The organism is Streptomyces sp. SP18BB07 (genome assembly GCF_036322545.1).
Classification (GTDB): Bacteria; Actinomycetota; Actinomycetes; order Streptomycetales; family Streptomycetaceae; genus Streptomyces; species Streptomyces deccanensis.
In genome coordinates, this window is sequence record NZ_JAQYWT010000324.1 from 204,628 (window position 1) to 218,054 (window position 13,427).

The 13,427-nt window shown below is 71.9% G+C and carries 13 protein-coding genes; 8 read left to right on the forward strand and 5 right to left on the reverse strand.

The window, feature by feature from the left end; all coding sequences use genetic code 11:
• Window positions 1–101: 101 nt before the first annotated feature.
• From galE to idi, 4 genes are all read left to right on the forward strand, one after another.
• The gene (gene galE, locus PUR53_RS24775; RefSeq protein WP_329902316.1) at window positions 102–1,073 is read left to right on the forward strand and encodes a UDP-glucose 4-epimerase GalE; all 972 of its coding nucleotides are present in this window, start codon (window positions 102–104) and stop codon (window positions 1,071–1,073) included.
• 179 nt (window positions 1,074–1,252) lie between these two features.
• Complete coding sequence (locus tag PUR53_RS24780) at window positions 1,253–2,191, forward strand: cation diffusion facilitator family transporter (RefSeq protein ID WP_329909677.1); 939 nt, start codon at window positions 1,253–1,255, stop codon at window positions 2,189–2,191.
• Window positions 2,182–2,700 carry a GNAT family N-acetyltransferase gene (locus PUR53_RS24785; protein ID WP_329902318.1) on the forward strand — a complete coding sequence of 173 codons (519 nt, stop codon included), beginning with the start codon at window positions 2,182–2,184 and terminating at the stop codon, window positions 2,698–2,700. The genes PUR53_RS24780 and PUR53_RS24785 overlap by 10 nt, the downstream gene beginning before the upstream one ends.
• A gap of 124 nt (window positions 2,701–2,824) precedes the next feature.
• Window positions 2,825–3,418 carry an isopentenyl-diphosphate Delta-isomerase gene (idi, locus tag PUR53_RS24790; protein WP_329902319.1) on the forward strand — a complete coding sequence of 198 codons (594 nt, stop codon included), beginning with the start codon at window positions 2,825–2,827 and terminating at the stop codon, window positions 3,416–3,418.
• Window positions 3,419–3,448: 30 nt separating this feature from the next.
• On the opposite strand, the gene PUR53_RS24795 is transcribed toward idi, so the two are convergent.
• Window positions 3,449–3,964 (reverse strand): ATP-binding protein, encoded by a 516-nt coding sequence (locus PUR53_RS24795; RefSeq protein ID WP_329902389.1) that lies wholly within the window; start codon window positions 3,962–3,964, stop codon window positions 3,449–3,451.
• 275 nt (window positions 3,965–4,239) lie between these two features.
• Here PUR53_RS24795 and PUR53_RS24800 point away from each other — a divergent pair, with 275 nt between their 5' ends.
• Window positions 4,240–4,983: an enoyl-CoA hydratase/isomerase family protein gene (locus PUR53_RS24800; RefSeq protein WP_329909678.1), complete on the forward strand. Its 744-nt coding sequence runs from the start codon at window positions 4,240–4,242 to the stop codon at window positions 4,981–4,983.
• Between the two features lie 18 nt (window positions 4,984–5,001).
• On the opposite strand, the gene PUR53_RS24805 is transcribed toward PUR53_RS24800, so the two are convergent.
• Together PUR53_RS24805 and PUR53_RS24810 are read right to left on the reverse strand one after the other, a co-directional pair.
• Window positions 5,002–5,637, reverse strand: a complete 636-nt coding sequence (locus PUR53_RS24805) for a DJ-1/PfpI family protein (protein ID WP_329909679.1) — start codon at window positions 5,635–5,637, stop codon at window positions 5,002–5,004.
• 10 nt (window positions 5,638–5,647) lie between these two features.
• Window positions 5,648–6,607 (reverse strand): GlxA family transcriptional regulator, encoded by a 960-nt coding sequence (locus tag PUR53_RS24810; RefSeq protein ID WP_329909680.1) that lies wholly within the window; start codon window positions 6,605–6,607, stop codon window positions 5,648–5,650.
• Window positions 6,608–6,730: 123 nt separating this feature from the next.
• On the opposite strand from PUR53_RS24810, the gene PUR53_RS24815 reads away from it, so the two are divergent.
• From PUR53_RS24815 to PUR53_RS24825, 3 genes are all read left to right on the forward strand, one after another.
• Entirely contained in the window at window positions 6,731–7,597 is an 867-nt protein-coding gene (locus tag PUR53_RS24815; protein ID WP_329909681.1) for an SCO6745 family protein, read from the forward strand.
• A gap of 87 nt (window positions 7,598–7,684) precedes the next feature.
• Window positions 7,685–7,828 (forward strand): LPFR motif small protein, encoded by a 144-nt coding sequence (locus PUR53_RS24820; RefSeq protein ID WP_169797823.1) that lies wholly within the window; start codon window positions 7,685–7,687, stop codon window positions 7,826–7,828.
• A gap of 170 nt (window positions 7,829–7,998) precedes the next feature.
• The gene (locus PUR53_RS24825) at window positions 7,999–10,389 is read left to right on the forward strand and encodes a Tex family protein (RefSeq protein ID WP_329909682.1); all 2,391 of its coding nucleotides are present in this window, start codon (window positions 7,999–8,001) and stop codon (window positions 10,387–10,389) included.
• 255 nt (window positions 10,390–10,644) lie between these two features.
• Here the strand turns inward: PUR53_RS24825 and PUR53_RS24830 are convergent, their stop codons facing one another.
• Window positions 10,645–12,285, reverse strand: coding sequence for an ABC-F family ATP-binding cassette domain-containing protein (locus PUR53_RS24830; protein WP_329909683.1), 1,641 nt, complete (start codon window positions 12,283–12,285; stop codon window positions 10,645–10,647).
• 75 nt (window positions 12,286–12,360) lie between these two features.
• Window positions 12,361–13,389 (reverse strand): oxidoreductase, encoded by a 1,029-nt coding sequence (locus PUR53_RS24835; RefSeq protein ID WP_329902326.1) that lies wholly within the window; start codon window positions 13,387–13,389, stop codon window positions 12,361–12,363.
• Window positions 13,390–13,427 lie beyond the last annotated feature (38 nt).

Genomic DNA, 13,427 nt, shown 5'->3' on the forward strand with positions numbered 1-13,427 from the left:
CGGGGGACTGCGCGAGCAACCACCGACAACCCTTCACCCGCCAACCCTGCACACCCCCTACGGCGAATGGGCACACCACACCCCCCGCATAAGGTGACCGCATGACATGGCTGATCACAGGCGGGGCGGGCTACATCGGCGCACACGTGGCGAAGGTCATGACCGAGGCCGGCGAACGGATCGTCGCACTCGACGACCTCTCCGCGGGGGTCCGCGGCCGCCTCCCCGAGGACATCCCCCTGATCCACGGCTCCGCCCTCGACGGCGACCTCCTCAAGCGCGTGCTCGCCGAGCACGCCGTGACCGGCGTCGTCCATCTCGCGGCCCGCAAGCAGGTGGGCGAGTCCGTCGCCCAGCCCACCCGGTACTACCAGGAGAACGTCGGCGGTCTCGCCACGCTGCTGGAGGCGGCGGCCGCCGCCGGGGTCGAGCGCTTCCTCTTCTCCTCCTCCGCCGCCGTCTACGGCAACCCGGACGTGGCCCTCATCACGGAGGACACCCCGTGCGCCCCGATGAGCCCGTACGGCGAGACCAAGCTGGCCGGGGAGTGGCTGGTCCGGGCGGCCGGTCAGGCCCACGGCATCGCCACCGTGTGTCTGCGCTACTTCAACGTGGCCGGCGCCGCCGAACCCGCCCTGGCCGACACCGGCATCTTCAACGTCGTCCCGATGGTCTTCGACCGCCTCACCCGTGACGAGGCCCCGAGGATCTTCGGCGACGACTACCCGACCCCGGACGGCACCTGCGTCCGGGACTACATCCACGTCGCCGATCTCGCCGACGCGCACCTCGCGGCGGCCCGGCGCCTCACCGCCGGGGACGTCTCGGGCGACCTGACCGTGAACATCGGCCGGGGCGAGGGCGTTTCGGTCCGCGAACTCGTCGACCTCATCGGCGAGGTGACCGGGGACCGCCGTCCCGCGCTCGTCGAGCCCCGCCGCCCCGGGGACGCCCCGCGCGCGGTCGCCTCGGCCGAGCGGGCCCGGCGCGAGCTCGGCTGGACGGCCCGGCGCGGGGTACGCGAGATGGTCGAGTCGGCCTGGGCGGGCTGGCGGCTGCATCGCGGTCTCTGACCTTTTCCGGCCTTTCCCGACCACCGTCCCGATCATGCAACGCTCTGACCTGCGTATCGTTTCCGCAGGTCAGAGCACATGACAACGGTGTTCAGTGCCGCATTGCCGGATACCCCCCACCCGTAGTTCACTGTGATCCGGAGCCGAACACACGGACGCATTCGAGAGGCGGGCACCCCATGGGGGCTGGGCACGATCACGGGCACGCGCACCACGCGCCGACCACCGGTACGGCGGCAGCGGCGTACCGCGGGCGGCTGCGGATCGCGCTGTCGATCACGCTCACCGTCATGGTGGTCGAGATCGTCGGCGGCGTGCTCGCCGATTCGCTGGCGCTCATCGCCGACGCGGCGCACATGGCGACGGACGCGGTGGGCCTCGGCATGGCGCTCCTCGCGATCCACTTCGCGAACCGCCCGCCGAGCGGCAACCGCACCTTCGGCTACGCCCGCGCCGAGATACTCGCGGCGCTCGCCAACTGTCTGCTGCTGCTCGGTGTCGGCGGCTATGTGCTGTACGAGGCGATCCAGCGGTTCATCACACCGGTCGGGACCCAGGGCGGACTGACCGTCGTCTTCGGCGCGGTCGGTCTGGTCGCGAACATGATCTCGCTGTCCCTGCTGATGCGGGGCCAGAAGGAGAGCCTGAACGTCCGGGGCGCCTTCCTGGAGGTGGCCGCGGACGCGCTCGGGTCGCTGGCGGTGATCATCTCCGCGACGGTCATCCTGCTCACCGGCTGGCAGGCCGCCGACCCGATCGCCTCGCTCGCCATCGGCGTGATGATCATCCCGCGTACGGTGAAGCTGCTGCGCGAGACCCTCGACGTCCTGCTGGAGGCGGCGCCCAAGAACGTCGACATGGCCGAGGTACGGGCTCACATCCTGGCGCTGCCCGGCGTGGAGGACGTGCACGATCTGCACGCCTGGACCATCACCTCCGGCATGCCGGTGCTCTCCGCCCATGTGGTGGTCAGCTCGGGGACGCTGGACTCCATCGGCCACGAGAAGGTACTGCACGACCTCCAGGGCTGCATCGGCGACCACTTCGACGTCGAGCACTGCACCTTCCAGCTGGAGCCGGGCGGCCACGCGGAACACGAGGCGAAACTGTGCCACTGACCACCGACTGGACCACACGACCGGAGACGTCCGCCGACCGCGAGGGGGTGTACGCCGTCAACGCCGCCGCCTTCGAGACCGACGCGGAGGCCAGGCTGGTCGACGCGCTGCGCGAGGACCCCGGTGCGTGGCTGCCGGACCTGTCGTACGTCGCCGAGGCCCCGGACGGCACGATCGCGGCGTACGCGCTGATCACCCGCTGCCATGTCGACGAGACGCCCGCGCTGGCGCTGGCCCCCGTCGCGGTGCTGCCGGACCACCAGCGGCAGGGGGCGGGAGCGGCCGTCGTACGTGCCGTGCTGGAGGCGGCACGCGCGCGCCGGGAGCGGCTCGTCCTCGTCCTCGGGCATCCCGAGTACTACCCGCGGTTCGGCTTCGTACGTGCGTCCGAGTACGGCATCCGGCCGGGGTTCGAGGTGCCGGACGAGGCGATGATGGCGCTGGTCCTCGACGGTTCGGCGGCGGTGGCGTCCGGCACGATCAGGTATCCGACCGCTTTCGGGGTCTGATCCACGGGCCCAGGTGTCTTCGGCGGGGGTGCGCGGGTAGGACATGCGGGTCGACCGCGAAGTGCCGGGTGCGCCGGTTTCGTGCGGCAGACTTGAGGCTCGAAGAACGAGGCGAAGGATGGGCATGCCGATCACACCTGCCACCGCGATGCACAGTCCCGAGAACGGCACCACGGAAGCGATCCTGCTGGAGCTGGTCGACGAGGACGGCACCACGATCGGCACCGCGGAGAAGCTGGCCGCTCATCAACCGCCCGGTCAGCTGCACCGGGCGTTCTCCGTCTTCCTCTTCGACGAGCGCGGGCGGCTGCTGCTGCAGCAGCGGGCCCTCGGCAAGTACCACTCCCCCGGTGTGTGGTCGAACACCTGCTGCGGCCACCCCTACCCGGGCGAGTCCCCGTTCGCGGCGGCCGCGCGGCGCACCCACGAGGAGCTGGGGGTCTCCCCGGCGCTGCTCGGCGAGGCGGGCACGGTTCGCTACAACCACCCGGACCCGGAGTCCGGCCTGGTGGAGCAGGAGTTCAACCACCTGTTCGTCGGGCTGCTGCAGTCCCCCCTCCGGCCGGATCCCGAGGAGGTCGGGGACACCGCGTTCGTCACCCCGGCCGAGCTGGCGGAGCGGCACGCCAAGGCCCCCTTCTCGGCCTGGTTCATGACGGTCCTGGACGCGGCGCGGCCGGCGGTCAGGGAGCTGACGGGGCCAGCCGCGGGCTGGTGACCGGGGCCTTCGGCCCGGCGCCGGCGCCCCTCACCCCTGGATCAGATGTGCGGGTTTGAGCGGCACGGCGACCCAGACCACCTTGCCGCCGCTCGCGGTGTGCTCCACGTCGCAGACCCCGCCCGCCTCCAGCGTGATCTCCCGCACCAGGAGCAGACCACGGCCGCCCAGCCGGCCGTGGTCGGTCTCCAGGGCGGTAGGGCGGTAGGGGTGGTTGTCCTCCACCGAGACCCGCACCCACTCGGCTCCGACGGCGACCTCGACGGCGAGCGTGGGCGACAGGAGCGCCGCGTGTTTCACGGCGTTCGTCACCAGCTCGGAGACGATCAGCAGAAGTCCTTGGACGAGGTCGTCCGAGATCGGCACGCCCTGCCGGGCGAGCAGGTCACGGACGGCGCGCCGCGCCTGCGGCACCGAGGCGTCGACGGCGGCAGCGGTGAACCGCCAGACCCCTTCGTAGGGCAGTGGCTCCGGCGGCCTCGGGTCGTCGGGGCCGTGCCCGCCAACGTCAGGGCGTGGGTCGCTCCCGCGCCCTTGGTCGTCCATGGTCCGGTCGCCACCCTTGCGCTCGATTGTCACCACATGTCGAGTGTTGGTAACTCGACGCCGCGCGCGGAGAACTGAACAGAAGTCAGCGTGTATCGACGACTTCTAAATCATTCGTGAGCGAGTAGGTCGGGCGCATGGCCGTGTCTTTTCGAGCCGCGTCGCTTTCGGAACTATTCGGGTTGTACGGGTTTGACGCCGGTCTCGCCCGAATCCTCCCTCGGGCCCTCACTCTCCGTGCACCGCGCGGAGGGCGAGTGGTTAGCATCCGGGGCATGGAGCCTCAGCTGCTGGACACCGTCGCCGACGGGATCGCGACCGTCGTCATCCACCACCCCGCCAAGCGCAACGCCATGACGGCCGGGATGTGGCGGGCGCTGCCGCCGCTGCTGGACCGGCTGGCCGCCGACTCCGGGGTGCGGGCCATGGTGCTCACCGGGGAGGGCGGGACGTTCTGCGCGGGGGCCGACATCTCCACGCTGCGGGGGTCCCCCGACGAGGCCCAGACGCTGGCGGGCCGCGCCGAGGAGGCCCTCGCCGCCTTTCCGAAGCCGACCTTGGCGGCGATCCGGGGGCACTGCGTGGGCGGCGGCGCCCAACTGGCGGCGGCCTGCGATCTGCGGTTCGCGCAGGAGGGGGCGCTGTTCGGGATCACCCCGGCGAAACTGGGACTCGTCTATCCCGCCTCCTCCACCCGGAGGTTGGTGGCGCTGGTCGGGCCGAGCACCGCCAAGTACCTCCTGTTCTCAGGCGAGTTGATCGACGCGGAGCGGGCGCTGCGCACCGGGCTGGTGGACGAGGTACTGCCCGACGGTGAACTCGCCGAGCGCGTCGCGGAGTTCACCCGGGTGCTGGTCTCGCGCTCGCGGCTGACCCAGGCGGCGGCCAAGGAGTTCGCGAACGGCCGCACCGACCGCGACGCCCACTGGGCCGAGCAGGCACGCGGCAGCGGCGACACCGCGGAGGGCGTCGCCGCGTTCCTGGAGCGCCGGGCGCCCCGCTTCACCTGGTCGGTGTGAGGACGGGGCCGACGGCGGTCACATCAGGGCGAAGCGGCTGTTGGTGCGGAACTCCTCCACGAGGTGGGCCGGCGCCTTGTGCGGGGCGCCCGCGTCGTAGGGCGGCTGCGGGTCGTACTCGGTCATCAGCTGTACGGCCATGGCATGCTCGTCGCCCGCGATCCTGCCCACCAGGGTCAGGCCCATGTCGATGCCGGACGACACCCCGGCCGCGGTGACGTACTTGCCGTCGAACACCACCCGCTCCCCGGTCGGCTCGGCGCCGTACTGCTTCAGGAAGTCCAGCGCCAGCCAGTGCGAGGTGGCCCGGCGGCCTTCGAGGAGCCCGGCGCCGGCCAGGATCAGGGAGCCGGTGCACACGGAGGTCGTCCAGGTGCTCGTGCGGTCGGCCGTGCGCAGCCAGTCGAAGAGGGTCTCGTTCTCCATCTGGGCGAACTGGCCGGGGCCGCCCGGCACCACGACGACGTCGGGACTCGGGACCTCGGCGAGCGTCTTGTCCGCGACGAGCGCGAGCGCGCCGGTGTCGGAGCGGACGGGGCCCGCCTCCTCGGCGACGAAGACGAGTTCGGCGTCGGGGAGACGGCCCAGGATCTCGTAGGGGCCCACCGCGTCGAGGGCGGTGAAGCGGTCGAAGAGGACGATGGCGATCTGCATGGGTTCCCTTTCAGTGGGCGGGCGAGGCGGCCGGGCGGAAGCGGCGGCGGTACTCGGCCGGGGAGGTGGCGAGGGCCTTCACGAAGGCGCGGCGCATGGCCTCGGCGGTGCCGTAGCCGCAGGTGCGGGAGATCTCCTCCACTCCGTCGGAGGTGTCCTCCAGGAGTCGGCGGGCGTGTTCGAGGCGGACGCGGTCGACGTAGCGCCCCGGGGTCATGCCCGTCTCGGTGCGGAAGGCGCGGGCGAAGTGGCGGGGCGAGAGGCGGGCGCGGGCGGCCAGGTGTTCGACGCTCAGGTCGTCGCCGGGGTGCTCGGTGATCCATCGCTGGACGTCGCGGAGCGGTTCCCGTTGCGCGGTCTGGGCCGCGAGCTGGGCGCTGAACTGGGCCTGGTTGCCCGGGCGGCGCAGGAAGACGACGAGATGACGGGCGATGGTGAGGGCGGCCTCGCGGCCGATGTCCTCCTCGACGAGCGCGAGGGCGAGGTCGATGCCGGAGGTGACGCCGGCGGAGGTGGCGACATGGCCGTCGCGGATGTAGATGGGGTCGGGGTCGACCTCGATCGCCGGGTGGTGGCGGGCCAGGGTCTCGCAGTACGCCCAGTGGGTGGTCGCCCGGCGGCCGTCCAGGAAGCCCGCCTCGGCCAGCAGGATGGCGCCGGTGCAGACCGAGACGAGGCGCTCAGCGCGCGGACCGTGCTCGCGCAGCCAGTCGACGACCTCGGGGGCCGGGTTCCGCGTGCCCCGGCCGCCCGGGACGAGCAGGGTGTGCGGGGCGGGGGCGGCGGCGAGGGTGTGGTCCGGGACGAGCGTGAGGCCGCTGGAGGTGCGTACGGGTGTGCCGTCCAGGGAGGCCGTGCTGATGCGGTAGGTCCCCGGTGTGTGCTGTTCCGCACCGGCGAAGACCTCCAGCGGGCCGGTGACGTCGAGGCTCTGCACGCCGTCGAAGAGGAGGAACAGGACTGTTCGCATGCCTTCGATTCTTGGGCGGCCGGGTCATGACCGCAATGACGGGTACCCCACCTTTCCTGCCATCACGGGAGTCGGGCAGGACCGCCCTCCACCCGCGTACCAACCAGTCGGTAACCTGCTGGTATGACCTCATCCCTGCCGGAGCGCGCCGGGCGGCGCTGCCACAGCCTCCTCAATGCGTTCCACTCCGCGCACTACTTCTCGCCGGACCTCGGGCGGGAGCTGGCCGCCGTGGGGATCGAGGACCCGAAGGCGGCGTACTTCGCCGTACGGGCCGCCGCGCTGGGCGGCGTCGGAGCCGGCGTGGTGACCGCGACGTTCTTCAACTTCCGTCACGAGCTGGTGGCGGAGCACGTGCCCGCCGTATGGGACACCGCGTCGCCGTCCGTGGTGCTGGCGGCCCGTGAGCGGGCCGTCGACGCCACGCTGCGACGACTCCTCGGCGAGGAGCTGATCGCCTCCGAGGAGATCACCGAGGCGGCGGAACTGGCGCTGCGCGCCACGGAAGCATGCGTGCGGACCGCGCGCCCCCTGTACGCCGCGCACGCCGATCTCCCCGTACCCGAGCGCCCCCATCTCGCGCTCTGGCACGCGGCCACTCTGCTGCGCGAGCACCGGGGCGACGGCCATCTCGCCGTGCTCCTCGACGCCGGTCTCGACCCGGTCGAGGCGCTGGCCAGCCACGCCGCGACCGGGAAGGGCATGTCCCCGAAGTGGGCCACCGCCACGCGCGGCTGGACGCGGGACGACTGGGGCGCCGCGTGCGCCCGGCTCCGGGAGCGCGGGCTGCTCGACACCGAGGGCGGGCTGACGGAGGCGGGCGTGGCCCTCCGCAGGGAGATCGAGGACGCGACGGACCGACTGGACCTGGCCCCGTACGAGCGTCTGGGCGCGGCCGGGGTGCAGCGGCTCACCGAGCTGATGACCGGCCTGGTGACGACGATGCTCGGCGCGGGGGCGTTCCCGGCGGGGATGATCGCCAAGAGCTGACGCACGGATGCCACAGGCATGAACGGTGCCGGGCGCGGTACCCGAGCGTTCCTGGCCCAGCCAGCCGGGAGACGAAAGGGGAGTTACGTGTTCCGTGCGATCGCAGACGTGTTGCGGCAGATCGGTGGAGCCATCGCGACGGTGGTCACGCTGCCGTTCCGGGCCGTGGCCCGGCTCTTCGGAGGCGCGTCGAGTTCGACGCGCCGCACCGGGCGGGCCCGCCGGGCCTGAGGAAGGCCGGGCCCGAGGACGGGCCGGGCCGTGAGTCATGGGAGCCGGACGCGTGGTCGCGTCCGGCTCCCCCGCTGTCCGGCCCGCGCGTTTGCGTCCCCGAGCCCCCGGTGTCCGTGCCACCTGCCACAATTGCCGCGCAACCTCAGTGGAGAAGGCGGTACGGGAACGTGACGACACCCGGGTCCATCGAAGTACGGTCCATCGAAGGCAGGATCGCCGAGGAGCTCGGCGTACGGGAGCGGCAGGTCAAGGCCGCGGTGGAGCTGCTCGACGGCGGTTCGACCGTGCCCTTCATCGCCCGCTACCGCAAGGAAGCGACCGAGATGCTCGACGACGCGCAGCTGCGCACGCTCGAGGAGCGGCTGCGCTATCTGCGGGAGCTGGAGGAACGGCGGACCGCGATCCTGGACTCGGTGCGCGAGCAGGGCAAGTTGACGCCCGAGGTCGAGGAGCGGATCCGCGGCGCCGAGACCAAGGCCCGCCTGGAGGACATCTACCTCCCCTTCAAGCCGAAGCGGCGCACCAAGGCGCAGATCGCCCGCGAGGCCGGTCTCGAACCGCTGGCCGACGGCCTGCTCGGCGATCCGGGCGTCGAGCCGCTGGCCGCCGCCGCGGCGTTCGTGGACGCCGACAAGGGCGTCGCCGACCCGCAGGCCGCCCTGGACGGCGCGCGGGCGATCCTCACCGAGCGGTTCTCCGAGGACGCCGACCTGATCGGCGAGCTGCGCGAGCGCATGTGGGTACGGGGCCGGCTCGCCGCCAAGGTCAAGGAGGGCAAGGAGGAGGCGGGCGCCAAGTTCGCCGACTACTTCGACTTCGCGGAGCCGTTCACCGAGCTGCCCTCCCACCGCATCCTGGCGATGCTGCGCGGCGAGAAGGAGGACGTCCTCGATCTCGTCCTGGAGCCGGAGGAGCCCTCCGAGCAGCCCGGCCCCTCCTCGTACGAGGGGATCGTCGCGCATCGCTTCCAGATCGCCGACCGCGGCTGGCCGGCCGACAAGTGGCTGACGGACACGGTCCGTTGGGCGTGGCGGACCCGCATCCTCGTCCACCTCGGCATCGACCTGCGGCTGCGGCTGCGCACGGCCGCCGAGGACGAGGCGGTGAACGTGTTCGCGGCGAACCTGCGCGACCTGCTCCTCGCCGCCCCGGCCGGGACCCGCGCGACGCTGGGCCTGGACCCCGGCTTCCGCACGGGTGTGAAGGTCGCCGTGGTGGACGGCACCGGCAAGGTCGTCGCCACCGACGTCATCTACCCGCACGTCCCGGCCAACAAGTGGGACGAGGCCATCGCCAAGCTGGCGCGCCTGGCCAAGGAGCACGCGGTCGAGCTGATCGCGATCGGCAACGGCACGGCGTCCCGGGAGACCGACAAGCTCGCCGGTGAACTGATCACCAGGCACCCGGAGTTGAAGCTCACCAAGGTGATGGTGTCGGAGGCGGGCGCGTCGGTGTACTCGGCGTCGGCGTTCGCCTCGCAGGAGCTGCCCGGGATGGACGTCTCACTGCGGGGCGCCGTCTCCATCGCGCGCCGTCTGCAGGACCCGCTGGCCGAGCTGGTCAAGATCGACCCCAAGTCGATCGGTGTCGGTCAGTACCAGCACGACCTGTCCGAGGTGAAGCTGTCGCGTTCGCTGGACGCGGTGGTCGAGGACTGTGTGAACGGCGTGGGCGTGGACGTGAACACGGCCTCCGCGCCGCTGCTGGCCCGGGTCTCCGGCATCTCCTCCGGGCTCGCCGAGAACATCGTGGCCCACCGCGACGCCAACGGCCCCTTCAGCTCGCGCTCCGAGCTGAAGGGCGTGGCGCGGCTCGGCCCCAAGGCGTACGAGCAGTGCGCGGGCTTCCTGCGGATCCGGGGCGGCTCCGACCCGCTGGACGCGTCCAGCGTGCACCCCGAGGCGTACCCCGTCGTACGGCGGATGGTGAAGACCTCCGGGCAGGAGGTGGCGGCGCTCATCGGCAACACCGGGGTGCTGCGGTCGCTCAGGCCCGGGGACTTCGTGGACGAGACGTTCGGTCTGCCGACGGTGTCGGACATTCTGAGGGAGCTGGAGAAGCCGGGGCGGGATCCTCGGCCCGCCTTCAAGACGGCCACCTTCAAGGAGGGCGTCGAGAAGATCTCCGATCTGGAGTCCGGGATGGTCCTGGAGGGGGTCGTGACGAACGTCGCGGCGTTCGGGGCGTTCATCGACATCGGTGTCCACCAGGACGGGCTGGCGCATGTCTCCGCGCTGTCCAGGACGTTCGTGAAGGATCCGCGTGACGTGGTCAAGCCCGGGGACATCGTGAAGGTGAAGGTGCTCGACGTCGACATTCCGCGGAAGCGGATCTCGTTGACGCTGCGGTTGGACGATGAGGCGGCGCCGAAGGGGGCCGGTGGGGCGTCCGGGGGTGGGGCTCGGCCTCAGCGGGGTTCCCGTGGGGGGCAGGCGCCTCGGCAGCAGGGGCGTGGGGGTGGGGGACGGCAAGGGGGGGCGTCCGCGCCGGCTCCTTCGAACAGTGCGATGGCGGATGCGTTGCGGCGGGCGGGGTTGGTGGACAAGAAGCGGGGCTGAGTGGTGCGGCGGGGGTTTCTTCGCCCCCGCCGCCCCTACCCGTCCCATCCCCAGGGGCTGCGCCCCTTCGACCCCCGAGCGTCCGTTCGGTGGGGGCTGGTCGCGCAGTTCCCCGCGCCCCTGAAAAGCAGGGGCTGCGCCCCGTGCTTTTCAGGGCCGTCGCCGGTCGCCTTTCAGGGCCGCGGGGGCCTGGTCTTTCAGGGGCGCGGGGAACTGCGCGAGAAGCCCCACTCAGCCGCAGCCGGGAACGCGCCGTCAGCTCTCGGTCACCTTGCCCGCCTCCACGGTCAATCGGCGGGTCACCCGCACCGCGTCCAGCATGCGGCGGTCGTGGGTCACCAGGAGCAGCGTGCCCTCGTATGTGTCGAGGGCGGCTTCGAGTTGCTCGATCGCCGGGAGGTCCAGGTGGTTCGTGGGCTCGTCGAGGATCAGGAGGTTGACTCCTCGGCCCTGGAGCAGCGCGAGCGCCGCGCGGGTGCGTTCGCCCGGGGAGAGGGTGATCGCCGGGCGTAGGACGTGGGCCGCCTTGAGGCCGAACTTGGCGAGCAGGGTGCGGACCTCGGCGGGCTCGGTGTCGGGGACGGCCGCGCAGAAGGCGTCGAGGAGGGACTCGGGGCCGTGGAAGAGGGCACGGGCCTGGTCGACCTCGCCGACCAGGACACCGGAGCCCAGGCCGGCGTGGCCCGAGTCCAGGGGGACCCGGCCGAGCAGCGCGCCCAGGAGCGTCGACTTGCCCGCGCCGTTCGCCCCGGTGATGGCGATACGGTCCGCCCAGTCGATCTGCAGTGAGACCGGGCCGAAGGCGAAGTCGCCGCGCCGCACCTCCGCGTCGCGCATCGTGGCGACCACGGCACCGGAGCGCGGGCCCGCCGCGATCTCCATGCGCAGTTCCCACTCCTTGCGCGGCTCGTCCACCACGTCGAGCCGTTCGATCATGCGCTGGGTCTGCCGGGCCTTGGCGGCCTGCTTCTCGCTCGCCTCGCTGCGGAACTTGCGGCCGATCTTGTCGTTGTCGTTGCCCGCCTTGCGCCGCGCGTTCTTGACGCCCTTGTCCATCCAGGAGCGCTGCGTCTGGGCGCGGTCCTGGAGGGCGGCCTTCTTGTCGGCGTACTCGTCGTAGTCGTCGCGGGCGTGGCGGCGGGCCGTCTCGCGTTCCTCCAGGTAGGCCTCGTAGCCACCGCCGTAGAGGTTGATCTGGTTCTGGGCGAGGTCGAGTTCGAGGACCTTGGTGACCGTGCGGGTGAGGAACTCGCGGTCGTGGCTGACGACGACCGTGCCCGCGCGCAGGCCGGAGACGAAGCGTTCGAGTCGTTCCAGGCCGTCCAGGTCGAGGTCGTTGGTGGGCTCGTCGAGGAGGAAGACGTCGTAGCGGGAGAGGAGCAGCGAGGCGAGTCCGGCGCGGGCGGCCTGGCCGCCGGAGAGGCTGGTCATCGGCTGGTCCAGGTCGACGCCGAGACCGAGGGTGTCGGCGACCTCCTCCGCCCGCTCGTCGAGGTCGGCGCCGCCGAGGTCGAGCCAGCGCTCCAGGCTCACCGAGTACGCGTCGTCGGCCCCCGGCGCGCCCTCCACCAGCGCCTGGGTGGCCTCGTCCATGACCCGCTGGGCCTCGGCCACGCCCGTGCGCCGGGCCAGGAACTCCCGTACGGTCTCGCCCTCCCGTCGCTCCGGTTCCTGCGGCAGGTGCCCCACGGTCGCCGTGGGCGGGGACAGCCGCAGCTCGCCCTCCTCCGGCGGGAGCAGTCCGGCGAGCAGGCGCAGCAGCGTGGACTTGCCGGCGCCGTTGGCGCCGACCAGCCCGATCACGTCACCGGGGGCGACGACGAGGTCCAGCCCGGAGAAGAGCGGGCGGTCGCCGTGTCCGGCGGCGAGGTTCTTGACGACGAGGGTGGCGGTCACAGGGGGTGATTTTACGGCCCCCGTCACAGCCTCGGGGCTCCGCCCCGGACGCCGTCCGTTCGGTTCCCCGCGCCCCTACAGGGCCATCGGTTCCACCAGCACCGTTCCCGTCGTGCGGGCCACGATGAACGATTCTCCCTTCACCGCCTTCGGGTCCAGGCCGATGCGGTGCCGGCCGGCCGGGAGGATGCCGTCGAAGAAGCGGTAGGTGTGGGGGCGGTAGAGACGGTCGAGGCGGTAGGCGGTCAGTTCCACCCGGCAGGTGGAGGTGATCTCGATGCCGGCCTGTCCACCGGCGGCGACGAGACGAGTGAGGCGGCGCTGTTCGGTCGGACTGCGGTCGAGGGCGTGTTCGATCTGGGCGACGAGGAGCGGGATGATCGGGGCGAGGCCGTCGACGTAGGCGACCTGGACCCCCGCGCGGTCGAAGGCCAGCCGCACGGCGTCGCGGTCCGCCTCGCCGACGCCCCGTCCGAAGACCACGGCACCGTAGGCGCGCAGTTCCTCCGGGGGCACGCCGGTGGCGTCCTGCGCTATGTCGGCGCCGATGCCGATGGCGCGCAGGGCGGCGGCGAGTCTGGCGAGCACGGCGACGCGGGCGCCGATGAGGAGGACCCTGCGCCGGGCCGACGGCTCGGCGCCCGACTCACGCAACAGGGACCGCAGGGCGCTGCGGTACTCGGAGCCGTGGAAGCGGAAGGGGCCGATTCCGGTGTAGCCGTTGCGCTTGAGGTCGGCCTCCTCCTCGGTCTGCCAGGCGAAGTCCCGCCACACGAAGTCCTCGCCGTCCCGCTCTATCACCGCGGTCACCGCTCCGCAGGCGAGGTCGGCGCATTCGGGGCAGCCGTAGATGACGTAACGGCCGCTCGTCAGGGGTGCTTCGGCCTCCAGGAGCAGACTGCGCACCTGGGCGGTGAAGATCGAGGGCGGGACGTCGGAGGCGAGGGGGGAGACGGCGTCGAGGTCGGAGAGCTGGAACAACAGCGGGCGTCCGTCGACGATGAAGTCCACGAAGTCCCGGTGCACTTGGTAATCACCGTTGGCGAGGACGCCACCGGCTCGCATCGCCGGTGCCAGGCCGAAGGTCGCGTATTCGGCGGACATGGTGTGAGTATCCCCACAAAGCCAGACTTGTGAGCACG